Source organism: Sinobacterium caligoides (genome assembly GCF_003752585.1).
GTDB classification, from domain to species: domain Bacteria; phylum Pseudomonadota; class Gammaproteobacteria; order Pseudomonadales; family Sinobacteriaceae; genus Sinobacterium; species Sinobacterium caligoides.
Window position 1 is genome coordinate 1,277,621 of sequence record NZ_RKHR01000004.1, and the last position, 25,406, is coordinate 1,303,026.

Here is a 25,406-nt window from a genome sequence, read left to right on the forward strand (position 1 = left end):
GACCTCGACATGGTACTTCGCCGTGCTAGTGGCCTCGCTGATCAGCCCCGTATCGGGATCTTCATCCTGGTGGGTCAGCGTCAAGTCTAAGGTGAAGTCGCTACTGTCGTGCAGCGTCGGTGTCAACGTCAGCGTCGCCAAGTCGGCGGCTAACACCGTCACGCTGTCATCGGCGTTGACCGTGCCGTGGCTGAACACCGCACCAGTCGGCACGCTGTCGAAGGTGATGCTAACGACGCTCTCAGAGCCGTCCTGATCGCTGAGCAGCGTCTCGAAGTCGAAGCTCAGAGGCATATCCTCGTCGATCTCGCCATGGCCGTCGGCAAGACTCGCCGGGTCGACCACCGCGGCGACCTGAACCTCGAGGCTGGATAGCGATTCGGCAGTACTAACAACTCCCGTCTCCGGATCAGTGTCGACACTGGTCACCAACAGCGACAAGGTAAAATCGTTACTGTCATGCAGCGGCGGCGTAATCGTCAGGCCGCTGAGCTCGGCGGCAGTCAGCGTCCAGCTGTTGTTGCCGTTGTCGATCCCGGCCGACAATATCGCGCCGGCGGGAACATCACCAATCAGTATCGACTGGATGCTCTCTGAGCCATCCTCATCGACCACGGCAACCGCTAACGGGATATCAATCGCGAAATCCTCATCGCCGACCGCCACCCCCGGTACCACCGTCGGCGCATCGGCCACCGCATCGACCTGCAGCACAAACTCCTGCACCGTTATCTGGGTAGAGCCCAGCTCTCCCTCAGGGTCGCTATCCGTGGTGCCGACTTCAACCGTCAGCGTGACATCGGTACTGTCATGCAGCACCGGGGTATACGTTAGCCCCGTCAGCTCGGCCAGTGTCAGTGTGTAGTTGCCACTGCCATCGACGCTGCCCGCCGACAGCGACGCGCCGCTCGGCACACCGCTGATGACGATGCTGTCGATGACCTCGGAGCCGTCAGCATCGGGCTGACTAATCTCGAGGTTGACGGCGACCGCCGTATCCTCGTCGCCCCGCGCCGCCGTGGTAATCAGCGCCTGTTCCGCCACCGGCAACACCTGCACGGCAAAGCTAATGCTGTCACTGGCGTGGCTGGTGAGGCCCGAATCTGGGTCAGCGTCCTCGACCAAGGCGGTCGCGGTGAGAGTAAAATCACCGCTATCGTGCAGCGGTGCCTGCAGGGTCAGGTCGACGAGGTCGCCGATGTTAACCAGCCACACACCCTCACCGTAATCGACGCCGGCGGAGAACTTAGCGCCATCCGGCACGCCCTCGAAACGCACGCCGCTGATGCTCTCCGAGTTATCGAGATCGGCCAAGCCGGCCGTCAATTCGATGGCGATCGGCTGATCCTCGTTGCCACTAATGTCGTTGGCACTCAACAACGGCAGGTCGGCGACCGGGTTCACCTCGACATGATACTGCGCCGTGCTACTCGCCTCACTGATACTGCCGCTATCAGCATCCACATCCTGATAGGTCATCGTTAAGTCGAGGGTAAAGTCCGTGCTGTCGTGCAGCGTCGGCGTCAATGTCAGCGACGCCAAATCATCAGCACCAACCGTGACACTGCCGTCGTCGTTGAGCGTGCCGTGGCTGAATTCTGCACCAACGGGGATATTCTCGAAGGTGATGCTGACAATGCTTTCTGAGCCCCCCTTACCGACCAGCATGCTATAGAAATCAAATTCAAACGGGCTGTCTTCATCGACCTCGATATAGCCATCCTTGAGCTCGATCTCATCGACGATGCTGAGTACCGCCACCGATAACGGCACGACCGTTTCCGCCGTGGTTATTTCCCCGGTATCAGGATCGATATCCTCAACGGTCACACGCACCGTCAGGGTGAAGTCATCACTGCTATTTTCCGGCGGCTTGATGCTAAGCCCCACCAGATCCGCCTCAGACAACGTCCAGGTGTTATTGCCATTATCAACCCCCGCCGACAGGCTGGCGCCAAACGGCATGTTGCCGATGACAATCGAATGAATACTCTCCGAGCCATCGGTATCGACTAACGAGGTGGCGATATCGAGCGCAATGACGGTATCTTCGTCACCCTCAGCTGGCGCAGCCGTTAATAATGGCGCATCGGCAATGGCCTCAACCACAATATCGATCACCTTCTCGGTGCTGCCGATCTCCACGATAAACGGGTTGTCCGGATCAGCCAGGCTCTCCTCATAATCCCTAACTTTCACCGTTAGACTGACATCATCACCGCTGTGTAAGCTGGGAAGAAAAGTCAGTTCAGCAAGGTCTTCAGGCAGCAAACTATAGCTGCCATCGCCGTTATCGACGCCCTTCGATAAGCGACTGCCTTCCGGTACACCGCTGATTGTGATCTCGGTTTTTGTTGTTGCCGAAGCTGTATCGCCATGACGAACCGCTAAATCTAACGCAATGCCTCGGTCTTCTTCGCCTGCCAGCTCACCAACCAACAGGTCTAACGTTTTTGCCAATGGGATTGGCTCGCCGGTAAGGTTGGTGGCGCCTCCACCACCGCCATCCCCACCACCATCGGCGCCGCCACCGCCATCCGCACCATCGGCACCGCCATCACCACCTGCGCCATCACCAGCGCCACCATCCGCGCCGGCCGCAGCCGCGCCAGCAGCAGATGAGGCGGTGGCACTAGCCGCCGCAGCCCCGTCGCTGCCTGAACTCGTCACAGACGACGACTCAGACGACGCTTCAGCAGCCGCCGCCTTTGCAGCAGTACTCGCCGAGCTCGTACTCGGGGCTGCGGCCGGGGCGACTCTACCACCAGCGCCCGCTGGCTGCACGATGTTGGTCGTTGAGTCTCCTTCGGATTCCGGCGCCGGCGGCGGGACCGGGCGCTCTGAGTCCTTCGGCAGTAACGGCTCCGCCTCTAACGGCGTAGGCTCCGCCTCCTTCTCGTCGACGCTCTTATCGACATGCTGAATATAGGTCTGATTAGACGTTCCCGAGACCCTGCCCTGGCGAGACGTATTTTGGCCATCGTTAAAGGGTGTGTTACTCATAACCAATCCCCCCTATTTCTCTGTAAAGGCACGCTGCGAGGCTAGGCGCAGTGGTTTTAATAAATATTGAATAACGGACTTTTCACCACTTAAAATATCGGCCTGCACCACCATGCCCGGCAGCAACCGATTCCCCTCTGCCCCGACCCACTGCTCATCGAGCAGTATATTGGCCTTAAAATAAGGCTGTCCGTCCTCGTCTTGGAAACTATTTTTCGAGACCCGCTGCAATTTTCCCGTCACCATACCGTGCTGAGAAAAATCAAACGCAGTGACCTTAACATTGACATCTTGGCCCAGTTTCAAGGCGGAGATATCCTGGGTATCCACCTTGGCCTCTGCCAACACCACGGAATCGTAGGGGATAATTTCCACCAGCGTTGCCCCTGGCGTAACCACCTCACCCACCGCGTCGATAGTCAGACCGGTGACAAACCCCTTGATCGGCGAGCGCACCACAAGATTCTTGAACGAATGTTCAGTACGAGCTAGGGTCTGCGACAGCTCGTGCCGTTCAGACTCAATCGTCGCTAAGCGCATGGTCGCCTTCTCATCGACGGCGGCATAGGTCTCAGCAATCTCATGCTCCGCCTCCATTACCTGCTGGCCCACCGCCGCGATTCGACCGACCACATTACTGATCTTCGACAGCATGTCGTCACGCTCCTGTGAGGCTTGAATCAGCGATAATCGACTCTGGCTACCGCTGTCTTTTAACTCCTTAATCATGGCGACTTTTTCATCAATGGAGGCCAGCTGATTCTGTTCTACTTTAAGCTGTTCCTTTAAGTATTCTTGCTCATGCTGCTTCTGCTTTACCTTGGATTTCAAGCCGTTTATTTTTGACAAGGCGACGGTTTTTTGACTATTAAAAACCACGCTATTGTGTTTCACGACAACAGGATAATTCTCCTCGAAGGCAGAGAAATCAGGCTCTCGACGCTCCATGATGGCGTGTAGTCGCTCCGACTCTATCGACAAGAAGGCATGGCGGGCACGCAACTGCGACAATTCTGAGGCGACCAACACCGGGTCGAGCTTAAACAGCACGTCGCCCTGTTCCACTAAGTCGCCCTCACCCACCTTCACCTCGATCACCTCGGCCGAGCTTTGATGCTGTATTTGCACAATAGAATCCGAGGGTACCAGCTTGCCGTTGGCACGCGTCACCTCGATCACCGGCGCAATAGAGGCCCATAACAACAGCACCAACAAGGTCAATAGAATCAGCTTCGGCACCAGGGTAAACAGCTTGCCGGGGTGCTCCTTATCGAACTCAGAACTATAGAGCAGTGCCTGTTCACTGTTCTTGTCATACGCTCGGCTAATTGACTGATAGACATTCTTTTTCATTGCCATCTCCCTATACAAAACCGTTGCTATCTATGCGTTTAATTTCCTGCACCCGACCATTTTCCATCAGCACATCGTGTTGTGCGCTGCGTCTAATAGCAGGGTGATTCGAGACCATAATCATGGTGACCTGCGACGTTTTCGACTGGATATAGTCGATCAAATAACCCACCGAATACTCGTCGAGATTACGGCTTGGTTCATCGAGCAGGATCAGGCTCGCCTCTTTTAAAAACAGGCGGATTAGCCCTATTTTTTTACTAAAGCTCGCAGGGTACTGGCGGTCACCACCCATCGCCGTATCCAAGCCCTCGGTAAGCAATTCGCCGTCATCAAACAAGCCAATCTTTTCACAGGCCTGCAGTAATCGCTCATCGTCAGCGTTAACCGAGGCAATCAGTAGATTATCCCGCAGTGAGGCTGTCAGTATCTGCGGTTCTTCCGGCAGATAGGCAATCGACGAGCGGTAGTCCGACATGGCATAGCGGCGAATATCTAAGCCACCAATATGTACCGAGCCAGATTGTGGGTGAAAATGTCCGGCAATGACCTTTAATAACGTCGATTTGCCCGAGCCGCTATTGCCAGACACCATGATGTTCGACTTTGCCGGCAGCGACAGCATAGGAATCTGCAGCGCCAATGGATGATCGGGGTGATAGCGAAAGGCGATATTTTGCAACAAAATGAGATGTGACAGCTCGCTCTTAACATAGTCATGATTCGACGACATGCCTTCGGTCGGGCTATTGCAGAGTCGGTTAACAGACCTAATCGCACGCCTCACACCACCGATGAAGTCATAACTCATGGCGATCTGTTTAATTGGCGACAACAAACGCCAAATTAATATCATCGAGGCGATAAGCACACCGAAATTCATTCTTCCCGCCATGATTTCACCGGCACCGATAATCAACACGCCGACACCGGTAATAGAAACCACCAGACTATTAACACCGTTCAATAAAGCCTTGCGTCGCCCCTCCGCGTAGACCGCACGATCGTGATTCAGACAAGCTATTTGATAGCGAGAACGCCAGCGCTCAATCGAGCCAGAGTTCGATAGTTCAGCAAAGCAGTCAACCAGCTCCGCGCTGAGGTCGTTCAACTTTTTATTTTCTCGATTAACGCGCAGACTCAATGACCCTTCGATGCGGCGCAAGCTCCACGCTACGACGACCATCATGGCAATGCCGAGGCAGGCCATCAAACCTAAACCCGGCGATAGCACCGTCAGTAAAATAACGAACAGAACAACGATCGGTATATCGAGAATCGCCTGCGCCGTCGGGTGGGTAATAAAATGGCTAATGGTGTCGACTTCGGCGACGCGCTCTGACTTCGTCGAAAGCTCGCTATTCATCAGATCTATCAGCCGATGACGAACCACCTTGCTCAGTACTTTTGATTTCATAATCGATGAAAAACGGGTCGCCAACTGACAGAGAATACGCCCGCGAATCAAGCGTAATAAAAACTCTGAACTCAACAATATTAAGGCACCAAAGACACTCCCTAACAACACCATATAGGAGCCGGAGGGCAGTACTTGGTCGTAGACCACCATAATGATTAACGGCACCGACAGCGCGAAAAATCCGGTTAACACACTCATCAGCAGCAGATAAACAAAGAGCGGTTTAAAGCGAGAAAACGTCTCCAGCACATAATCGATATGTTGTGCGTCTAAGTGCTCTTTCTCCTCGTCCCGAATAAAGTAGAGCATCCGCTTACCCAGCATCTGATCCGCCTGCATCGCAATATGATCGCGGCCATCAAACACCGAATAATTAAAATAGCGGTCGATCGACTCAACCAACAACAGCTTTTCGCCATCGATCAGAAAATAGGGAAAACGTCGACACTCTGGCTGGTCGTTGAACACGTCATCGTAGTTTCTCAAAAAACCCAGCCGACCCAGTACTTCCGAGATCTGCTCTGTTTTAATAAACTCGTCGCGATAGCCGAGCGAGCGTCTAACGCTTAAACTATCGCCCTTATAGCCCGTGCTCTTGAGGAATTTAACCACCACACTGACACTGTTATGCGTTTCTTTCTCGCTGTCATCGAGGGAGAAACGATGACCATCCCTGCCGCCTGAAGGTGGCTCGAAGCAGTCGATTGCTTGATCGCCATGACTATTCATTACTTCGCCTCTCTACCGTGTTATCTCACACACAAAGATACTTACTGCCTAAATTAATAAACTGCGACTGCTGACTGACAAGAATAATAATATGGTCCTTCTGCCGACGCTTAATTGCCTCTAAAAATAAGTTATTTGACTCCGGATCCATGTCAGAATTAATTTCATCGAACAGTAAGACCGGTGTATCGGAGCAAAGGCACCTTGCGATCGCGATCTTCTGGCGCATACCCTGATGAAACACACCGTAGTCGACGTTTTCTAAATACTCATCGAAGGACTTGGGAAACTTGGCCAAATCCTTGGTCAAACCAATCTCGTTTGAGACATCGTAGGCCGCCGATATCCGGCTCTTATCGTACATGGTGATGTTTTCTAAAAACGAGCCTTTGACGAGTTTTGGTTTTTGTGGACATAGCGAAATATGCGCGGTTAAATCTCTGTTGGAAATTTTTCTCACGTCGATACCACAGTAGCTAATCACCGCCTGATCATGCTCACACAGTCCAGCGAGGGAAAATAGCAGTTTTGATTTTCCCGCGTTATTGGCCCCACTGATCACCAGGATATCGCCCTTGCTCAACTTCATGCCCTCGCCATCGTCATCGTGATGGCCTGGCAACCCTTGAATATTGATATCAATATCACCGGTTAGTTTCACTTCCCCGGGGTTGCTCGCCGCAGAGGAAAATAGGTGACGGAACTGCCGCTTCGACGCATCCCACTCATCACGACTGTGGAAGGTCAGCGCCGTCCTCTGCACCACGGGGATAATACGTCCACTGATAATGGTAATCGCGGCGATGCTACCGATAGAGATCTGGCCGTTAAAATAGGCGATGGCACCAAGCGAGACTGCAGCAATAATAATCAGCTGAGAAAACACGTTGGTGATAGCGGTAAGATCTGCCGATAACATATCGAAGATATGCCGTGATTTTAACGCTGGCTGCGCTAGACGAGCGTACTCGGAGGCTATTTGCTGCTCGGCACCACAGGCCTTGATGGTCTCCACACAGCCCAACGCCTCCCGCGCGATGATGCTAATGCCGTCCTGCTTATCCCCATTTACCTGCTTCGCCTCCGCCTGAATATGCAGGGCCGTGCGCAACACCCAGTAATAAGCCAGCACCACCAACAGCGGTGCCAAAACCACCCAGGAGGCAATGTAGGCGACTAACACAAGGAACAGCACGAGGAAGGGCAGCTCGGTATAGGCAATGATTCTACGCAGTGGCAGTGATATCGAGGGGGCGATATCACTGGCAAGATTCTCTTTCACCGCACTGACATTACAGCCCTCGTTAATATTACGGAAGTTGGTGGTCAGCGCTCGCAGCAAACGATTTTTGTACAGGTAGTCGTTTCTCGAGGTCGAGTAGGCGATCACCGATTCCTGTAGATAGCGTAGAAAACACTCGGCCAGCACCGCGGCGATAACAATGATGGAGAGAAAGACCAGCGACTCAACGGCATTATTGGGAATGATTTTATCGTAAACCACCAACACCGATAGCGGCAGAATCAAGCCAAAAAGCTGAATCAGCGCCGTCGTAATAACAATATCCGCGATAAACTTTCGGGAATAATGGGTCTCATGATAACTGGCAATATAGTCCATGACAGGGTGCTCTCTGACTCGTGTATAAGAGTCAGCAGCAAGTAATAGACCAGATTTTTTTTCTTATTATTTCAGCTTCATAGATAAGTGTTCAACGATTATTGTAACAACGATGTATCATCACTTGTAACAAATGTAACAGCAGCATTAACGCTACAAGTGATGCTCTTTTATCTTCCGCCACAACGTCATGCGACTAATGCCCAGCACATTAGCCGCATCCCCCTTGTTGAAGTCACAGTCTTCGAGGGCGAGAATAATATCGTTTTTGGTAATGCCCTTACCATGCGCCGGATGACGAGACAACGCACCACCGATCGTTAATTTTTGCAGGTAGCTCGGCAAATTATGGCAGCCGATAACTTCATCATCGTACATCGCCACAATGTAGCGGACGACATTTTCTAACTCTCGTACGTTGCCGGGCCAGTCGTAGCTGAGCATAAAGTGTCGCACATCATCGGCCAGCTGCACGCTGCGGCTCAACCGTTCGGCAAAATATTTGAACAACAGAAAAATATCGTCCCGCCGCTCCCTCAGCGGCGGCAGCGTAATGCGCACCACATCCATGCGATACTTTAAATCCGCGCGTAGGCAACCCGCCTTCACCGCCTCATCGACGGGCAGGTTAATCGCCGAGATAATTTCGCCGTCGAAGTCGATCACCGCGTGGTCACCCAGGCGGGAGAATTTGCCGGTCTCCAATACCCGCAATAATTTACCCTGAATTTTCATGTCGAGGGAATTTAACTCATCGAGGAAGATCGTGCCGCCACGCGCCTCTTCAAAAATCCCCGTAATATTGTGGTCGGCACCGGTAAAGGCACCCTTGACCGCGCCAAACAGCTGCGACTCAGCTAACGTCGATACCAAGTTCGGACAACTGCAGACTAAAAACTCGCCTCCCTTACGTACGCTCTGGTCGTGTATTGCCTGCGCAATCAACTCTTTGCCGGTGCCAGTCTCACCGACAATCATCACCGGCAAGCCCGACTTCGCCGCCCGCGGCACCATCTCTAAAACTTTTAACACCGCTTCATTCTTGGTCACAAAGCCGTAATCGAAGACCTCTTGCTGGCCGAGTAGCGTCCGCTTCACCTGGTGGGTAACGTTGAGCAAGTCCTGCGCCGAAATCGGCTTGGAGAGGTAGCGGTCGAGCAGATGGTTATTAAACTCGGCGATCACCTCCGCATAGTCGTCGAAGGAGCTCATCAACACCACGTAGCACCCCGGATGGATCGACTTAACGCGGCGAATCAGCTCTAAGCCGCTCAGCGTCGGCATACGATGGTCGGTCAACAATACTTTGATCTCGTTGTTTTCCGCGTAGCGCAACGCAGAGGTCGATGACGATTCGAAGCGAATATGCCCCTCGTAATCCGACAGCATGACTTTCAAGACCTCGAGGCAGGTCTCGTCATCATCAACGACTAAATACGGTCTTTTGTTCACACCGCCCCCATAATTCTGCGAACATTGCGCCTAACTAGACCCCGCCAGCACGGGCTAATGACGGCTCTATTATGAGCCGCTCCCATCCTTTAGATTAGAACAATCAACCTTAAATTCAACCGTACCGAGACGACTGAAACAGCATCATGCTCGATAGCGCCAGCTAGTGGCGACCTGTCAGCGGCACAAAGCGCACCGGCAACACCGCTCGCTGGCACAGTGTCGCGTCTTGTCTCTTGGTCACTAACAGCAGTTGCTGTGTCTGATGTTCGGCCCCGAGCGGTAACACCATCCGCCCCCCCGGCCTCAACTGGGCCAGCAGCCTAGGCGGGATCGTCGCCACTGCCGCGGTGACGATAATAGCCTCAAAGAGGCAGCCTTCATCCCAGCCACGGTAGCCATCCCCAGTGCAAAAGAGAATGTTGCCATAACCCCAGCGGCGCAGCCGCGCAGCCGCGCGTACCGCCAACTCGGGGATGATCTCAATCGTACAGAGCTGCCCTACCAACGGCGCCAAAACCGCGCTCTGATAACCCGAGCCGGTACCCACCTCCAACACCCGGTCCGTCGCCGATAAATCGAGTAAGTCAGTCATCAGCGCGACAATATAAGGCTGTGAAATAGTCTGCTGACAAGCGATTGGTAGCGCTCGATTGAGATAGCTGTAGGCCGCCTGCGCCGGCTCAACAAAGTGCTCCCTCGGCACGTTGGCGAGTGCGCTCAGCACGGTTTCACTCAACACCGCCCTGCCGGTCTCGTGCCGACAACGCCAGGCATCTTGACGAACCTGCGCCAGCAACGCCAATGCCGCCGAACTCACCCAGGGCTGGCGCCAGCCCGCCGGTGGCGCACCACGCAGCCAGTGACGCGAGCGCTGCAATACCCACGAACCTCTTCGCTCCATCAGCCTCCATCCTCAACAGACACCGCGCTCAACAGCCATCGCGCTCAACAAACATTACACTCAACTCGCTCTCTTCGACCGGGCGAGCGTGCCTGTGAACACATTCGTAAGAAATGTTTAGTATAGTTCTGGCTACGGCAACGGTATCACGATGACCTATATCGCTCAGGAGTGGTAAGTACCCACTACAATTAGCATTACCTCCTCAACAAAACACAGGAATAGTCTATAATTAACTCTATTTTAAACACCTGTTGAGCCAGTCTAACAATCTGTTATTAAACATAAAATAACGGAAAAAAAGGCGAAAAAATGCTTCACTATGACGAGCGTCAATGCATCGAGGACTCGCTGCAGCGACAATCTCCGGTTCAGTAAACGGTTCCTCGCCGCGGAAAAATATTTCTGCCGCTCCACTCTAACGTCAGGTTATCCCTATGGTTTCAGAAACGGTGGTCGACCTCTCCAGGTTACAATTCGCCCTTACCGCGATGTATCACTTTTTGTTTGTCCCCCTCACCATCGGCATGACGTTTATGCTGGCGATCATGGAATCTACTTACGTCATTACCGGTAAGCAGATCTACAAAGATATGACGCGCTTTTGGGGTAAGTTATTCGCCATCAACTTCGCCCTCGGTGTCGCCACCGGCCTCACCATGGAGTTCCAGTTCGGCACCAACTGGTCGTACTACTCTCACTATGTCGGCGACATCTTCGGCGCGCCACTGGCCATTGAGGCGTTGATGGCCTTCTTCCTCGAATCGACGCTAGTCGGCCTCTTCTTCTTCGGCTGGGATCGCATGAGCAAGGTCAGGCACCTCGTCGTCACCTGGCTCGTCGCCCTCGGCTCCAACCTCTCCGCACTGTGGATACTGATCGCCAACGGCTGGATGCAAAACCCCGTCGGTGCCGAGTTCAACTATCAGACCATGCGCATGGAGCTGGTCGACTTTGGTGCCCTCGTCTTCAACCCCGTCGCCCAGGTCAAGTTCGTGCACACCGTCTCGGCTGGCTACGTCACTGCCGCCATGTTCGTGCTCGCAGTTTCCAGCTACTACATGCTGAAGGGCCGCGATCTCGCCTTTGCGCGTCGCTCTTTTGCCATCGCCGCCGCCTTCGGTCTCGCCTCTTGCCTCTCGGTCATCTTGCTCGGTGACGAGTCTGGCTACGAGATCGGCTCCGTGCAGAAAGTGAAGCTAGCCGCCATCGAAGCTGAGTGGGAGACCCAACCAGCCCCCGCTGACTTCACCCTGATCGGCTTCCCCAACCAAGACCTTGAGAAGACCGAGTACGCGATCAAGATTCCCGGCTTGATGGGGCTGATCGCCACCCGCTCCCTCGACACCCAGGTCACCGGCCTGCGCGAGCTGAAAGAACTTAACCGCCAGCGTATCGTCAACGGCATCTACGCCAACCAACTGTTAGCGAAGCTCCGTGACGACACTGCCACCCCCGATGAACACGCCAAGTTCGATCAACTCAAGGGCGACTTGGGCTACGGCTTGCTCGTCATGCGTTATACCGAAGACTTCACTCAGGTCACGCCGGAGATCCTGCAGAAGGCCGTCGATGACACCATTCCCGAGGTGGCGCCGTTATTCTGGGTGTTCCGTCTGATGGTCGGCTGTGGCTTCGCCATGCTGCTGCTGTTCGGCATCGCCTTCTATCAGAACGCCCGCCGCCGCATCGGTCAAAACCCGCTGCTGCTGAAGCTCTTCATCATCGGCCTACCGCTGCCCTGGATCGCCTCCGAAGCCGGCTGGTTCATCTCCGAGTTTGGTCGCCAACCTTGGGCCATTGGTGACATCCTACCGGTGCACATCGCGGTCTCTTCGCTCACCGCGACGGACCTGATCATTTCCCTGGCGCTGATTACCCTACTCTATAGCGTCTTCCTGGTTATCGAGGTCTACCTGATGATCCACTTCGCCAAAAAAGGGCCCTCCAGCCTGCATACCGGTCGCTACGATCTCGAAAACGACCTAGACCAACTCGACACCAGCCGCAAAGAAGAGGTGTAACATGGATTACGAATCACTCAAGTTCATCTGGTGGGTCTTAATAGGCGTACTGTTTACCGGCTTCGCCATCACCGATGGCTTCGACATGGGCGTCGGTGGTCTGTTGCGCATACTCGGCAAAGACAACGACGAACGCCGCATCATGCTTAACAGTATCGCCCCACACTGGGACGGTAACCAGGTCTGGCTGATCACCGCCGGTGGTGCGCTGTTCGCGGTCTGGCCGATGGTCTACGCCGCCTCCTTCTCGGGCTTCTACTTCGCCATGATGCTTACCCTCGTGGCGCTCTGGCTCCGCCCGCTCGGCTTTGACTACCGTTCCAAGATCGACAACGCCAAATGGCGTAACTACTGGGACTGGGCGATCGTCTTTGGCTCCAGCATCCCACCACTGATTTTCGGCGTCGCCTTCGGTAACCTACTACAGGGCGTCCCGTTTCAATACGACGAGATCATGCGCGTCAGCTATACCGGCAGCTTCTTCGGCCTACTTAACCCCTTTGCCCTACTCGCCGGCTTCGTCAGCGTATTGATGATCTTTACTCAGGGCAGCAGCTGGCTGCAGATGAAGACCGAGGGCGAGCTGCAAGCACGCAGCCGCAACCTCACTATCAAGCTCGCCCCCATCACCGCGGTACTGTTCGCCCTCGCCGGCGTCTGGGTCGCTACTGGCATCGAAGGCTATGTGATCAGCAGCCAGGTCGACGGCAACGCCGTACTGACCCCGATGATGAAGACCGTGGCCGTGCAGCCTGGTGGCTGGCTCAACAACTACCTGCAGTACCCTCTGCTAATTGCCGCGCCGATCCTCGGTATTGCCGGCATGTTAGCCGCGGCACTGGCCTCGTACCTGCAGCGCTCTGGCGTCGCCTTCGTCGCCTCATCACTCGCTATTGCCGGTATCATCTTCACCGCCGGCGGTTCGATGTTCCCATTCTTGATGCCATCATCCACCAATCCGGCGACCAGCCTGACCATGTGGGATGCTACATCAAGTGAGTACACGCTGACTCTGGCCACTATCGTCGCCTGCATCTTCGTACCGATCATCCTCAGCTACACCGCCTGGGGCTACTGGACGATGCGCGGCAAGCTCAGCAAGCAACACATCCAAGACAACTCACATTCACTCTACTAAAGGCAATAAGATATGTGGTATTTCACCTGGGCTTTAGGCGTCGTACTTGCCTGTTCACTCGGCATTATCAATGCCATCTGGCTTGAGTTTGAAGGTTATGAGGGTGAGGAAGGCAACGAGTAACTCGTGGCCAACGTCCTTCTCGTCTCCCTACAAAAACAGCAGCGCCGCTACTACGCTGCTGCCGACGGAGCCGCCCTGACCATCGCGCTGTGCGTGGTGGCTCAGGCCGCACTGTTGGCCTCGATCATCTCCGAGATGGTGCTACAGCGCCAGATCACCTCTCTCTACATCTATCTACTGATGGCCGTCTTTGGCCTGCGCTACCTCGCCCACTGGGGCAAAGATCACTGCGGCCTGCGCGCCAGCCTCGCTATCCGCTACCCACTACGTCGACGACTGCTCACTCAACTCGCCAACCTCGGCCCCGGTCGCAAGGCGATTGACCACGACGGCGGTCTCTCCTCCATTGTCTACGAGCAGGTCGACGCCCTCGACGACTACTTCAGCCGTTACATCAGCCAGACCCGCCTCGCACTGTTGGTCCCCCTGGTCAGCATCATCGCCGCCGCCTTTGTCTCCTGGCTAGCGACCGCGGTATTCTTGCTCACGGCACCGCTGGTCATCTATTTCATGATTCTGGTCGGCGAGCGGGCTGCCCGCGCCAACCGACAACAATTCCAGCGTCTCGCGCTGCTCTCCAATCAGTTTGTCGATCTCAGTCGCGGCCTACAGCAGCTAAAGATACTGCGCCAGACCGAGCGTGGTGAGGCTCGCCTGAGAAGCAGCGCCGAGGCTTATCAACAGACCACCATGAAAGTGCTGCGACTGGCTTTCATCTCCACCGCCACCCTCGAGCTCTTCGCCTCGCTGGCGATTGCCATCATCGCCCTCGTGCTAGGGCTCGGCCTGTTGCAGCTATTACCCTGGGCACGGGGAGAAACCTTCCTCGCCCTGCCTCAAGCCCTCTTCCTGTTATTATTGGCACCGGAGTTTTACCAGCCACTACGCCAACTCGGTGCCGACTATCACGCCAAACAGAAGGCGCAGGCCGCCGCCGAGCAAATAGAGCTGATCCTACAGCAGCCATTATCTAACGCACCGACAAGCTCGCCCGTCCAGCACGCGTCACAGCCGCCGCGCATCCGCTTTCACGATGTGCACTGGCAGGTCGGTGAGCGGACGCTGCTGCAAGGCGTCGATCTCGAGGTGAGCAGCGGCGAGACCCTGTGGCTCAGCGGCCACTCCGGCGCCGGCAAGACCAGCATCATCAACCTATTACTCGGCTTCGAGCAACGCTACCGAGGCGACATCCTGGTCGACGGGATCGAGCTGCGCCAAGTCGAGTTAGCGCACTGGCGCCGCCAACTCGCCTGGCTACCACAACAGCCGGAGTGGGTCTCCGGCACGCTGCGACAAAACCTGCTGCTCGGCTGTCCCGCGCTGCCCGATAGCGAGATCGTCGCGGCGCTGCAACAAGCTGAAGCCTGGTCCTTCGTCGACGCCCTGCCACTGCGCCTCGATGCCTCTATTAGCGAGCTCGGCAGCGGCCTCTCCGGCGGCCAGCTACAGCGGTTGTCAATCGCCCGCGCCATCCTCAGCAACGCCCCGCTGTGGTTGCTGGATGAGCCCTGCGCCCACCTCGACACGCAGACCGCCGAGGCCATCCTCGACACCCTGCGTCGGGTCTGCCGCGACAAGACCACGATCATCGTCAGCCACGACACCCAACCCCTGCCCTGGGCGCAACAGCAACTTAGCGTCGCGCAGGGACGGATACGGCAGCTCGATGAGGAGGTCGCACCGTGAAACAGAGAACCCGCCTCAATCGTCGTCGACTGATCAGCCAGCAGCCCTTGCAGCTGCTATTACCGTTGGTGCTCGGCCTACTGGCCAGCCTCGCCGGCATCCTGCTGCTGGGTGTCTCCGGTTGGTTTATCAGCGCCAGCGCCCTCGCCGGTGTCGCCGGTGCCGGCGCCCTGTTCAACTACTTTGCCCCCGGCGCCCTGATCCGCCTGCTGGCCATCAGCCGCACCGTCGGCCGCTACTTCGAGCAGCTCACCGCCCACAATCACCTACTGGCGCTGTTGACCGAACTGCGGCTGTGGGTCTGGCGTCGCATGGCACGACAGCCAGCCGATCGACTGCAACGTGTCGGCGGCCAACTGCAACGGCTGATCGGCGATATCGACCTGATCACCCGCTGGCCACTGCAAGTGTGGATGCCCTGCGTCTACAGTGGCTGTGCCGCGCTACTCTTCCTCGCCGCCTGCCTGTATATCGCACCGAGCCTATTGGTCGCCGTTATTCCCTGTCTGGTCACCGTACTCATCGTCATTCCATTGCTGTTGGCCCGCTATGGCCAGCGCCTGATCAGTCGACAGCAGCTGCAGGCCAGCCAGCGCCGCAGCCGCTTCCTCAACCTTTTTGGCGCCCTTATCACCCTCACCATTCGCGGCCAATGGCAACACTACGGCGAGCGCCTCAACGCCCTAGAGGGACGCCAACAGCGCTGGGAGCAGCGCAGCCAGCAGCTGGCTATCGCCGCCCGCCACGGCATCCAGGCCTGTGTCGCCCTCTGCCTGTGTAGCTGCCTACTGATCGTGCAACCACAGCTGCAGGATCAATCGCTGCAGCCAGTGCTACTGGCAGGCTTGCTATTAGCGCTACTGGGCATGAGCGAGCTGTTTGCCACTGCTGCCAACTGCTTCATCGCCAACGCCCAGACTGGCGTCGGCCTGCACCGCCTCAACCAACTTGGCCAGGACGCCTGCGATACTGCCCCCCCCACCGCGAAGACTGACGACATCAAAGCGCTACAGCTCGTTGAGCTCAGCGGTCGACAGCCCGGTGCGCTCAACGCCAGCCCCGCTGTCAGCTTACAACTGGAGCACGGCGATCGCCTGTGGTTACAGGGGCGCAGCGGCAGCGGTAAATCGACGCTACTCGCCGTGCTGGCCAACCAGCTAGCCCCCGAACACGGTGAGCTGCATTATGGGCAGGCAGCACTCAGCCTCGAACAGCGTCTCGATTATCAGTCACGGATTGGTTATCTCAATCAGGCACCCTATATCTTCAATCAATCCCTCGCCGCCAACCTGCTGTTGGGCGACCCTGAGGCCAGCGACCAACAGCTATGCGCCGTGCTCGCGGCCGTCGGCCTCGAAGACTGGCTGCAACAGCAGCCTCAGGGCTTGCAGACCCTGCTCGGCGAACAGGGCTCACTGGTCTCCGGTGGTCAGGCGCGACGCATCGGCCTCGCCCGCGTGCTGCTGCAGCGACCAACGCTGCTGCTGCTCGACGAGCCCTTTGAGGGGCTGGATCGGCAGACTATCGCCACCATCGAAGAGGCGCTGAATCACGCCTACCGCCCTGCCATGCTCATCATTGCCAGCCACATCGCACCGCAACAGTTAGTGCTCACCCACAGGCTGAGCCTTGAAGCAGAGAGCGAAGCAGCTGCTCTATAGTCCCTGACGATACTGGGCGTTAGTCGACACCGTCACCTGCTCGTGCAGTGCCTCGGCCGCGCCCTCGACCCCGGCCAACAAGCCTTCGAAATGCTGGATCAACTGTACCTTATCCTGCTCCGCCTTCGAGCCGGCACCGATATTGGTCAGGTCGATGAAGAATTCATCGTACAGTTCAGCCAAATCTGCCACCACCTCGACGTTCAAGAACTGTTCGTCGTTATAGATACTCGGGTAGCCGCCCTTCTGCTTATCGACGGCAAACGACACACCCTTGACGTTGGTAATGGTGGTCGCCTTCTCACACTTGAGCATACAGCCGTCTTCGATGCTCGGCTTCTTGCAACCGACGGTCTGCTGGAAGAAACACTGGCGGCTGGTCATCATCAGGATCGGGTGATAGATGCTGTACAGCAGCTTAAAATTCTTCGGTCGAGCGATGTTACGCATCTGCAGGCGATTGATCTCATTAGAGATGAAGGCACCGGAGCAGCCCATCTCCTCCTGCAGCGTCTGCAAGGTGAAGGAGTTAGTGGTGTTGAGCAGCGGCCCGGCGATCCACTCGATACCCAGACTGGTTGCCTTATAGGCAACACCGGTGTTGTTACTGACAATGCGCGATGGCCGCACCTGCTCGAGGATATTCACCGCCTCGATATAATCCTTGCCAATCAACACCGCCGGGAACCACGGAATCAGGCGCGGGTTGGCCTGCAGAATATCGATAAACTTACGGCAGCCCTTCTTAAAACTCTCCGGCAGCTTGAAATAGATATCGGCGTCGGTGACATCACAGAGGTGCAAGTCTTTAACGTCGCTGATCAATAGCGATAGCGTTGGCTTGTCGCTCAGCTTAGGGTGACGCTCCAATACCGGTAACTCCACTGCTGGCAGCTGCGGGCGACCGTCATTAAGCCACGTGGCGAGCTCACTGCGCAGTGTCGTCAGCGCCTGGAAGGGCAGGCTGAGGTTGTCTTGTAGTTGGCTAAAGTCCAGTGGCGCAACATCGTGGTGCCACGGACTGATATTCTTAAAGCGCTTCTCGAGCTGCGGTGCCGTGATATTAGGACGCTCTGAGGTCGCCAGCACAGATTCTGATTGCAGCGTGAAGCGCTGATCACCGGAGATCACCTCAATCACTAACGGCTGCTCGGCGGTGCCAATGAAGTGGATCTGCAACGGCAACTTGTCGATGTGCAGCGACTGTATCTTCTCCGCCAGCTCATCGCCTAAGGCGTTACGATCGGCGTACAACTCTTGCTTCACCTCTTGGATCTGCACCACCGAGATGGCGTCGCTGCTATCGATCGCGTGCTGCACACTATAATCACGCGGGTTATCGATGAACATATCCTTGGTCAGGTTGCCCTTCAAGAACGAGTTGGTGAAGTCGCGGTTAAACACCTTGTGCAGGTTCGAGTCGTCGGCTAACAACTCGCCGCGCTCGACGAAGCTATTCATCTGCTGACGCCAGCTGTCGACGACCGTGTAAACGTAGTGCGCGCCCTTGATACGTCCCTCGATCTTCAGCGAGTCGACACCGGCGGCGACCAACTCGGGTAGGTCGAAGTAGGCTGAGTTATCCTTCAGGTTGAGCGGGAATTTATTACCGGCGGCGGTCTCCTCGTACTCATCACGACAAGCCTGGCTGCAACGCCCCCGGTTACCGGAGTTGCCGACGCTGACCGAACTCGAGTAACACTGCCCCGAGAAGGCGATACACAGTGAGCCGTGTACAAACACCTCCGTCAGTAGGTTGTGCTGATGAGCCACCGCCGTCATCGACTCCACTTCCGCCAAATTCAGCTCACGCGACAGGTTGACCCGCGACGCCCCCAACTTGGCGAGGAGGGGCAGCTGGCCCTCGTTGTGTGTGGTCAACTGCGTCGAGGCGTGGATGTCGAGTGTTGGAAAATACTTCTTCACCAGCGTAAACAGCGCCAAGTCCTGCACAATGATGCCATCGATGCCAAGATTCACCAGCTGACTCAACAACTTAAACAGTGCCTTCAACTCTTGTTCGAGGATCACCACGTTGACCGTGAGAAACACCTCGCACTGATACTGTCGCGCCAAACGCAGCACGCCGGCGAGCTCATCAAAAGAGAGATTGGCAGCACGGTTACGCGCGTTGAAGGTGTCTAGACCACAATAAACGGCGTTGGCGCCGGCAACAATAGCCGCCTTAATCGCCTCCACATCGCCGCCCGGGGCCAATAACTCAATCTTTCTACTCATCGCCGGCTACTCACTCAATACATCGATCATCATTTAGGGCGGCGAATTTTACCCTCATCCGCCACCTATTGCCATGCCGGGCGCACGATGGGCCTAAGCCCCACGATAGCGCTGACGATCACTAGAGACGACACGGCCCGAATCGCGCTACCCTATCTACCCCCTTCTCAGCACCGCTACCGTGGAGAATATATGTCACCAGCGATACTCTACTCACTGCAGCATTGCCCCTATGCGATGCGCGCTCGACTCGGCCTATTGCTCGCCGAACAGACTGTACTGCTGCGCGCCGTCAGCCTCAAAGATAAGCCCCCCGAACTGCTAACCAGCTCCCCAAAAGGCACCGTGCCGGTACTGGTGGTGGATAACACCACGGTCATCGACGAGAGCCTGGAAATCATGCTCTGGGCGCTACACCAAAACGACCCCCACGGGTTGCTGCACAGCGACGATCACGACGCCCTCGTCGACATGCTCAGCGTTATCCACAGCGCCGACCACGTCTTCAAGTCGGCGCTGGAAAGCTATAAGGCGGCCAAGCGCTACCACCGGGACGATAAGCTCAGTCAGCGTCAGGCCTGCGAACATTTCCTGCAACCACTGGAGCAGAACCTTGAGCAGGGCTTTCTGTTCGGCGCACGCGAGAGCCTAGTCGACTACGCCCTGTTGCCCTTCATTCGCCAGTTTTCTCGCGTCGAGCGCCAGTGGTTCCGACAAGCCCCCTACCCCAGACTACAGCAGTGGCTGCACGGGCACTTGCAGAGTCGTCGCTACGCCCAGGCGATGCAACCCTATCCGCTCTGGCTTGAACAGCGCCGAGACTATCTCTTCGGCGCTCAAGCGGCGAAATAACCTAAGTCAGCAACAGTCGCGCTAGACTGCCATTAAATAACCGCCAATACCGCGCCGGTAAAATACTGTCGCGGATTTTCAACAAAAGACGCCAAAGCTCATCCAGAACAAACGGTAAAACAGTTAGAAAAACGAAAGCCAACAGTCTTTACAAACAAACAAAACCAACAACAAGAATAAAAAAGCAAGAAACATAAAGCTCTGCAATCGGCGCATTGCAATAATGGAACGACTGGTATATCGTCAGCTAGCTCAAACATAAAGACGGAACTTTAATGTTAACTAAAAAGGATGTTTATTATGACTAATACTGCATTTTCCAAAACAACAATACTGCTAGCAATACTCGCTCTATTCGCCATCGCTCTCGCCAGCTATTCTGCTACCGCAACCGCGGTGGAAACCTGTGAATGCAGCATCAGCTGTGACGATGGCACCTCGTGTAGCGCCAGTGGCGGCAGCAGCTGCAGCTGTTACTGCTCAGGCTGGACCGGCAACGCCAACTGCACCGGCACCGCTACCGTTGCAGCACTCGGCGATATCGCTATCCTGCTGTTTCCCGAAGACCTCGAAGCCTCGCAACACTTTGTCATATCATTACTGTCAGAGGGCCGCGCCAGCAAGCACATCAACGACGCCCTTGCCGAGGCCAGTAACGCCGTAGAAAAAAAGGACAAGCTAACGCTCGAAACCATTCTCAAAGAGCTCGATACTTACATTCAGTATTCAATTAGTGCGGAGCAAGACCGGAGACTAAGCCGGCTTTTCATTAATCAGGTTGATTAATACAGCCGTGATGGACTGGCGGCTTTGCCGCCAGCAGACACAGTAGCGCAAGAAATTAGCGCTGCCTGTAGATACCCTTCGATAGAAAGCGCCTGCTAACACTCTTCGTTATGGTTCAGGTTTTTTTGTTCACTAACTTCTCAACAAGTTGCTCAACCCTCTCGGCATCGTTTGTGATTAACACGCGGCCTGTTTTCACCAGGGTAGACCCCACCTCAACCCATACCCTCAAGAACAGAAAGCCGAGCAGTAGAGCTGCAAAATGGTAGACGCTCTCTGACACAACGATTGTTGCCTCCCCAATTTTTATGACGCTGTCAGTTTTGTCTGTAGCAACAATATAGTGATGGATAGGGTTATTCGAGAATTCCTGCACATAGTCATTCATATTTATAACGAGAACAACCAACACCACCACGCCAATAACAACGAGAAATACGCCGCTTACCTTTCTAAAGTATTCCAATTTTTATCACTCCATTAACAATCATCAGCTTCATTGCTACGGCCTTTATCAATACCGCCTGCCCAGGCATGCCGCCCTTTATTTTCCACCAACTCTACCCGAGACAACGGCCATTGCAATGTTTAACGCATACAACAAGGACAACCTGCTCTCGCAACAGATTGTCACTTAGTCGTTCGTATTAGCTGCGTTATAACGGAGAAACTAGCTACCAATCGTGCCGCCATCATTCTTGCGAATCATCATCACGCTCGAACGCGGACGCGGGCTGTTGTTAGGGAAGGTTGAATCGCCTGCCTCGCCCGGATGCTGCACATTCACTAACATCGTTTTATCATCAGGTGTCCAGCAAATACCCGTCAGCTCACACGACTTCGGTCCGGTCATGAAGCGACGAATCTCGCCCGTTTCCGGATCGCCGACAAACATCTGATTATTGCCCTGGCCGAGATAATCACCGGTATTGCTGTACTTACCATCGGTTTCAAACCAGATACGACCATCGCGGTCGAAGGCCAAGCCATCCGGCGAGTTAAAGCTGAGCGCCTTAGTGATGTTGCTAGAGCCGTGGCGTGGATCGCTGGGTGGGTAGAGGTTCGGATTGCCGGCGATGAGGAACATATCCCAGCTAAAGCTCAGCGCAGTATGGTCGTCACCCTGCTCACGCCAGCGGATAATCTGACCGTAGAGATTCTTCTCGCGTGGGTTGGCCGCATTGACGGGAAGCTTGTCGCTGCCACGCTTATTGTTGTTGGTTAGGGTGCAGAACACCTGCCCTGTTTTCGGATTAACGGCCACCCACTCCGGGCGATCCATATCGGTGCCGCCAACAATACGTGCCGCCTTACGGGTATGGATACAGATATCGGCCTGTGAGTGGAAACCATTTTTTGGCGTCAAGCCGTTCTGACCAAACACCAGAGGCAGCCACTTGCCGCTCCCCGTATGAGGTTTTTTACCGCCGTCAAACACCGCAACATAGAGTGTGCCATGATCAAGCAGCTGACGATTATGTCGATCGTCACCCTCTTTATAGCGCTCGTCGGAGACAAATTTGTAGATAAACTCACCGCGCTCATCATCGCCCATGTAGACCACCATCTTGCCGTTTTTGGCTAACTGCACGGCGGCATTCTCATGCTTAAAACGACCGAGGGCGGTCCGCTTGATCGGCGTCGATGTCGGATCGAAGGGATCGATCTCTACCACCCAGCCAAAGCGATTAAACTCATTGGGATTTTTCGCCAAGTCGAAGCGTGAGTCGAATTTTTCCCAGCCGTACTGACTCTTCTCTGCAACGCCGTAGAGGGCCATTTCGTCGGTAATTTTATCGCCCGCCTGCGACGAGTAACCGAACATGTCATCGAAGTTTTCCTCGCAGGTCAGGTAGGTTCCCCAGGGCGTTTGACCGTTAGAACAGTTGGCAAACGTGCCCTTGACCACGCTGCCACTGGCGTCCTCTTTCGTCACTAGCTGGGCGTGCCCCTTGGCCGGACCGCTGATCGACATTGGCGTGTTGGCGGTGAGACGTCGGTTGTACTTTGACGCCGTATTGACGCGCCAGCCCTGTTGACTGCGCTGCAGTTCAACGACGCTGATCCCCACCGAGGCCTGTGATTTAAGCGTATCTTCACCACTTGTCACCAGCTCGCCACCGTGTTTATGCAGGTATTGCGCATTCGGTGATTCGTGGTTGACCACTAACAGTAAACGATCATTGTTGATTTCAAATAAGCTCATGCCATCGTTGCTATCGCCGAACTGGCGCTGCTGATCGGCCGCCGTATTACTGCCGTCAGAATGAAACTTGGCACTATCGGCAAACAGCCCATCACCCCAGCTGATCAACACCTCGGCGCTATAGCCCTCGGCGATGGTCACCGCATCACGGGTCGAGTGAGGGATCGATTGAAAGCTTAATAATTTAGAAATTTTAAACGCTTTCTTGTCGCTATTCTTAGCTAGGGCTAACGGACTGATGCCGCCGAGAAATAGCACGCCGGATAGAGCCGCGCTGCGCGCTAAAAAAGATCGTTTGGAGTGGTCAATACTGCTCATTATTTGCCTCATTATCTTCAACGATTTATCTTCGCCTGCATGCTATAGCGCTAATGTTACCGATCTGTGAAAAGAAAATTAATTCTCCGTCAGTATAGACAGCCGCGAGCTGAGCGACGGCCAAATAACGCATCAGATCAGCCCTCAGCGGTACAGCCCAGCTGTTAGATCTCACTCGCTAACCGAGCGATTTACCCTAGCGAACCAAATAGCGAATCACGAATTTGCTTTCAATCGACGGTAAAATCATTATCGTAACGGTGATAAATAATCATAAGAGAGAGCACATGGACGTACGCAGAGTGTTAATCCTCGGCGGCTACGGCAACTTCGGTAAGCGTATTGCAGAAAGCTTATCCAGCTTGCAAGGTATTACCGTTGTCATTGCCGGAAGAGATGCCGAGAAAGCGGCACGACTCTGCGCCGAGTTGTCGGCAAAAAATCTTGCCGCAACACTGGAGGCCGCCGTCGTTGATACCGGCAGCGCGCAGTTCGTTGAGCAGCTACGGGCCTTATCGACCGACCTTGTCATCCATACCGGCGGGCCTTTTCAAGGGCAAGATTATCGCGTCGCCGAAGCCTGTCTTCAGCTCGGCAATCACTACATCGATCTCGCTGACGATCGCCGCTTTGTCTGCGATATTAGCCAGCTGGATAAGCAGGCCCGTGACAAGGGGCTATTACTGGTCTCTGGGGCGAGCTCGGTGCCCGGCCTCTCATCGACCGTGGTCGAGCATTTTATTGACCAGTTCTCCCGGCTCGACGCCATCGACTTCGCCATCGCTCCCGGCAATCAAGCCGAGCGCGGCGAGGCGACAGTCAGCGCCATTCTCTCCTATACCGGCAAACCGTTCTCATGCTTTCAGCAGGGACGCTGGTTCGACCAATACGGCTGGATGTCGCCGAGAAAACTCGACTTTGGCGATGTCGTCGGTCGACGCTGGCTCGCCAATATCGATATCCCCGACTTACAACTCTTCCCCGAATACTACCCATCCGTGCACAGCGTGCGCTTTCAGGCCGGGCTAGAATTACCCTTACTGCATTTTGGCATGGTCCTCATGGCATGGCTCAGCAAGCGAGGCATCGTCAAAGACTGGTCAGCGCATACCCCCGCGATCGTCAAAGCCAGCGAGTGGTTCCTGCGCTTAGGCAGCGACATCGGCGGCATGCGCGTCAACCTCAGCGGTTTGGGCACCGACCACAAGCCCTTAGCGATCGACTGGTTACTTTCAGCCACAGATGGCATGGGCCCCTATATACCGACTATCTCAGCGATTATTCTCGCCAAGAAGCTCATCGCGGGCACCATAGAGCACCGCGGCGCTATGCCTTGTATGGGCCTCTATACGCTGGCGGAGTTTGACCATGAAGCGCTACCGTTAGGCATTGTGCAGCAAACGGAGCAACGCTGTGGATAACTACCTGCTACTGAAGATGATCCATATTTTAAGTGCCGTCATTGTCACCGGCACCGGCGCCGGCATCGCCTTCTTTATGTTCATGGCGAATCGTTCCAACAATATCCAGGCCATCGCGGTGACCGCCCGTCACGTCGTACTCGCCGACTGGTTGTTTACCACCCCCGCTATTGTCGTGCAGTTTGTCACCGGCTTAATGCTGATGATGCGACTTGGCTACACCTTCACTTCGAGCTGGTTTTTACTGGTGATTAGCCTATTTCTGTTCATTGGCGCCTGCTGGGTACCGGTGGTGGTCATTCAGTACCGGCTGCGCAACCTTGCCGACAGTGCCGTCGAGAGTGGCGAACTCGGTGCGCCGTTCAAGCAAATGATGCGCTGGTGGACGGCACTTGGTGTGCCCGCCTTCTGCGCCATCCTCGTGATCTTCTGGCTAATGGTTTTCAAGCCGCTGCCACTGACATAGATGCC

At 55.3% G+C, this 25,406-nt stretch carries 18 protein-coding genes (1 of these 18 cut by a window edge); 9 read left to right on the forward strand and 9 right to left on the reverse strand.

Translation table 11 applies throughout. The features are described from left to right. From EDC56_RS12195 to EDC56_RS12220, 6 genes are all read right to left on the reverse strand, one after another. Positions 1-3,003, reverse strand: the start of a protein-coding gene (locus tag EDC56_RS12195) for a tandem-95 repeat protein (RefSeq protein WP_123712773.1). Its footprint begins 24,981 nt before the window's first position; 3,003 of the gene's 27,984 nt are visible here — the first part of the coding sequence; it begins with the start codon at positions 3,001-3,003; the stop codon falls past the left edge of the window. 12 nt (positions 3,004-3,015) lie between these two features. Continuing rightward, positions 3,016-4,356: an HlyD family type I secretion periplasmic adaptor subunit gene (locus EDC56_RS12200; protein ID WP_162844175.1), complete on the reverse strand. Its 1,341-nt coding sequence runs from the start codon at positions 4,354-4,356 to the stop codon at positions 3,016-3,018. A 10-nt stretch (positions 4,357-4,366) separates the two neighbouring features. Beyond that, positions 4,367-6,505, reverse strand: coding sequence for a peptidase domain-containing ABC transporter (locus EDC56_RS12205; RefSeq protein ID WP_123712775.1), 2,139 nt, complete (start codon positions 6,503-6,505; stop codon positions 4,367-4,369). A 25-nt stretch (positions 6,506-6,530) separates the two neighbouring features. After that, entirely contained in the window at positions 6,531-8,126 is a 1,596-nt protein-coding gene (locus tag EDC56_RS12210) for an ATP-binding cassette domain-containing protein (protein ID WP_123712776.1), read from the reverse strand. Between the two features lie 153 nt (positions 8,127-8,279). Then, positions 8,280-9,578 (reverse strand): sigma-54-dependent transcriptional regulator, encoded by a 1,299-nt coding sequence (locus EDC56_RS12215; protein WP_123712777.1) that lies wholly within the window; start codon positions 9,576-9,578, stop codon positions 8,280-8,282. A 163-nt stretch (positions 9,579-9,741) separates the two neighbouring features. After that, the gene (locus EDC56_RS12220; RefSeq protein ID WP_211333665.1) at positions 9,742-10,482 is read right to left on the reverse strand and encodes a protein-L-isoaspartate(D-aspartate) O-methyltransferase; all 741 of its coding nucleotides are present in this window, start codon (positions 10,480-10,482) and stop codon (positions 9,742-9,744) included. Between the two features lie 437 nt (positions 10,483-10,919). On the opposite strand from EDC56_RS12220, the gene EDC56_RS12225 reads away from it, so the two are divergent. From EDC56_RS12225 to EDC56_RS12245, 5 genes are read left to right on the forward strand one after another with little or no spacing between them, the layout of a single operon-like run. Beyond that, positions 10,920-12,506, forward strand: coding sequence for a cytochrome ubiquinol oxidase subunit I (locus EDC56_RS12225; RefSeq protein ID WP_123712778.1), 1,587 nt, complete (start codon positions 10,920-10,922; stop codon positions 12,504-12,506). Between the two features lies 1 nt (position 12,507). Further along, positions 12,508-13,644: a cytochrome d ubiquinol oxidase subunit II gene (gene cydB / locus EDC56_RS12230; RefSeq protein ID WP_123712779.1), complete on the forward strand. Its 1,137-nt coding sequence runs from the start codon at positions 12,508-12,510 to the stop codon at positions 13,642-13,644. Positions 13,645-13,656: 12 nt separating this feature from the next. Continuing rightward, entirely contained in the window at positions 13,657-13,767 is a 111-nt protein-coding gene (gene cydX / locus EDC56_RS12235; protein WP_123712780.1) for a cytochrome bd-I oxidase subunit CydX, read from the forward strand. Between the two features lie 3 nt (positions 13,768-13,770). Beyond that, positions 13,771-15,453, forward strand: coding sequence for a thiol reductant ABC exporter subunit CydD (gene cydD, locus EDC56_RS12240; protein WP_123712781.1), 1,683 nt, complete (start codon positions 13,771-13,773; stop codon positions 15,451-15,453). Next, positions 15,450-17,114 carry an amino acid ABC transporter ATP-binding/permease protein gene (locus tag EDC56_RS12245; protein ID WP_123712782.1) on the forward strand — a complete coding sequence of 555 codons (1,665 nt, stop codon included), beginning with the start codon at positions 15,450-15,452 and terminating at the stop codon, positions 17,112-17,114. The genes cydD and EDC56_RS12245 overlap by 4 nt, the downstream gene beginning before the upstream one ends. Here the strand turns inward: EDC56_RS12245 and EDC56_RS12250 are convergent. Next, positions 17,109-19,352 (reverse strand): peptidase U32 family protein, encoded by a 2,244-nt coding sequence (locus EDC56_RS12250; RefSeq protein WP_123712783.1) that lies wholly within the window; start codon positions 19,350-19,352, stop codon positions 17,109-17,111. The genes EDC56_RS12245 and EDC56_RS12250 overlap by 6 nt on opposite strands. A 192-nt stretch (positions 19,353-19,544) precedes the next feature. Here EDC56_RS12250 and EDC56_RS12255 point away from each other — a divergent pair, with 192 nt between their 5' ends. Both EDC56_RS12255 and EDC56_RS12260 read left to right on the forward strand, forming a co-directional pair. Continuing rightward, a complete protein-coding gene (locus tag EDC56_RS12255) occupies positions 19,545-20,204 on the forward strand; it encodes a glutathione S-transferase (RefSeq protein ID WP_123712784.1) in 660 nt (219 codons plus the stop codon). Positions 20,205-20,504: 300 nt separating this feature from the next. Then, entirely contained in the window at positions 20,505-20,990 is a 486-nt protein-coding gene (locus EDC56_RS12260; protein ID WP_148059403.1) for a hypothetical protein, read from the forward strand. A 115-nt stretch (positions 20,991-21,105) separates the two neighbouring features. Here EDC56_RS12260 and EDC56_RS12265 read toward each other — a convergent pair whose 3' ends face one another. Beyond that, complete coding sequence (locus tag EDC56_RS12265; protein WP_123712786.1) at positions 21,106-21,456, reverse strand: hypothetical protein; 351 nt, start codon at positions 21,454-21,456, stop codon at positions 21,106-21,108. A gap of 204 nt (positions 21,457-21,660) precedes the next feature. Continuing rightward, complete coding sequence (locus EDC56_RS12270) at positions 21,661-23,514, reverse strand: PhoX family protein (RefSeq protein ID WP_211333666.1); 1,854 nt, start codon at positions 23,512-23,514, stop codon at positions 21,661-21,663. Positions 23,515-23,801: 287 nt separating this feature from the next. Here EDC56_RS12270 and EDC56_RS12275 point away from each other — a divergent pair, with 287 nt between their 5' ends. After that, complete coding sequence (locus EDC56_RS12275; protein WP_123712788.1) at positions 23,802-24,935, forward strand: saccharopine dehydrogenase family protein; 1,134 nt, start codon at positions 23,802-23,804, stop codon at positions 24,933-24,935. After that, positions 24,928-25,401, forward strand: coding sequence for a DUF2269 family protein (locus EDC56_RS12280; protein WP_123712789.1), 474 nt, complete (start codon positions 24,928-24,930; stop codon positions 25,399-25,401). The genes EDC56_RS12275 and EDC56_RS12280 overlap by 8 nt, the downstream gene beginning before the upstream one ends. The last annotated feature ends 5 nt before the right edge of the window (positions 25,402-25,406 follow it).

Coding starts and splice junctions, on each gene's coding strand:
- EDC56_RS12205 (WP_123712775.1), bottom strand. CDS start 6,505: ATGAATAGTCATGGCGATCAAGCAATCGACTGCTTCGAGCCACCTTCA.
- EDC56_RS12255 (WP_123712784.1), top strand. CDS start 19,545: ATGTCACCAGCGATACTCTACTCACTGCAGCATTGCCCCTATGCGATG.
- EDC56_RS12270 (WP_211333666.1), bottom strand. CDS start 23,514: ATGAGCAGTATTGACCACTCCAAACGATCTTTTTTAGCGCGCAGCGCG.
- EDC56_RS12250 (WP_123712783.1), bottom strand. CDS start 19,352: ATGAGTAGAAAGATTGAGTTATTGGCCCCGGGCGGCGATGTGGAGGCG.
- EDC56_RS12275 (WP_123712788.1), top strand. CDS start 23,802: ATGGACGTACGCAGAGTGTTAATCCTCGGCGGCTACGGCAACTTCGGT.
- cydB (WP_123712779.1), top strand. CDS start 12,508: ATGGATTACGAATCACTCAAGTTCATCTGGTGGGTCTTAATAGGCGTA.
- EDC56_RS12210 (WP_123712776.1), bottom strand. CDS start 8,126: ATGGACTATATTGCCAGTTATCATGAGACCCATTATTCCCGAAAGTTT.
- EDC56_RS12225 (WP_123712778.1), top strand. CDS start 10,920: ATGGTTTCAGAAACGGTGGTCGACCTCTCCAGGTTACAATTCGCCCTT.
- EDC56_RS12200 (WP_162844175.1), bottom strand. CDS start 4,356: ATGAAAAAGAATGTCTATCAGTCAATTAGCCGAGCGTATGACAAGAAC.
- EDC56_RS12220 (WP_211333665.1), bottom strand. CDS start 10,482: ATGGAGCGAAGAGGTTCGTGGGTATTGCAGCGCTCGCGTCACTGGCTG.
- EDC56_RS12260 (WP_148059403.1), top strand. CDS start 20,505: ATGACTAATACTGCATTTTCCAAAACAACAATACTGCTAGCAATACTC.
- cydX (WP_123712780.1), top strand. CDS start 13,657: ATGTGGTATTTCACCTGGGCTTTAGGCGTCGTACTTGCCTGTTCACTC.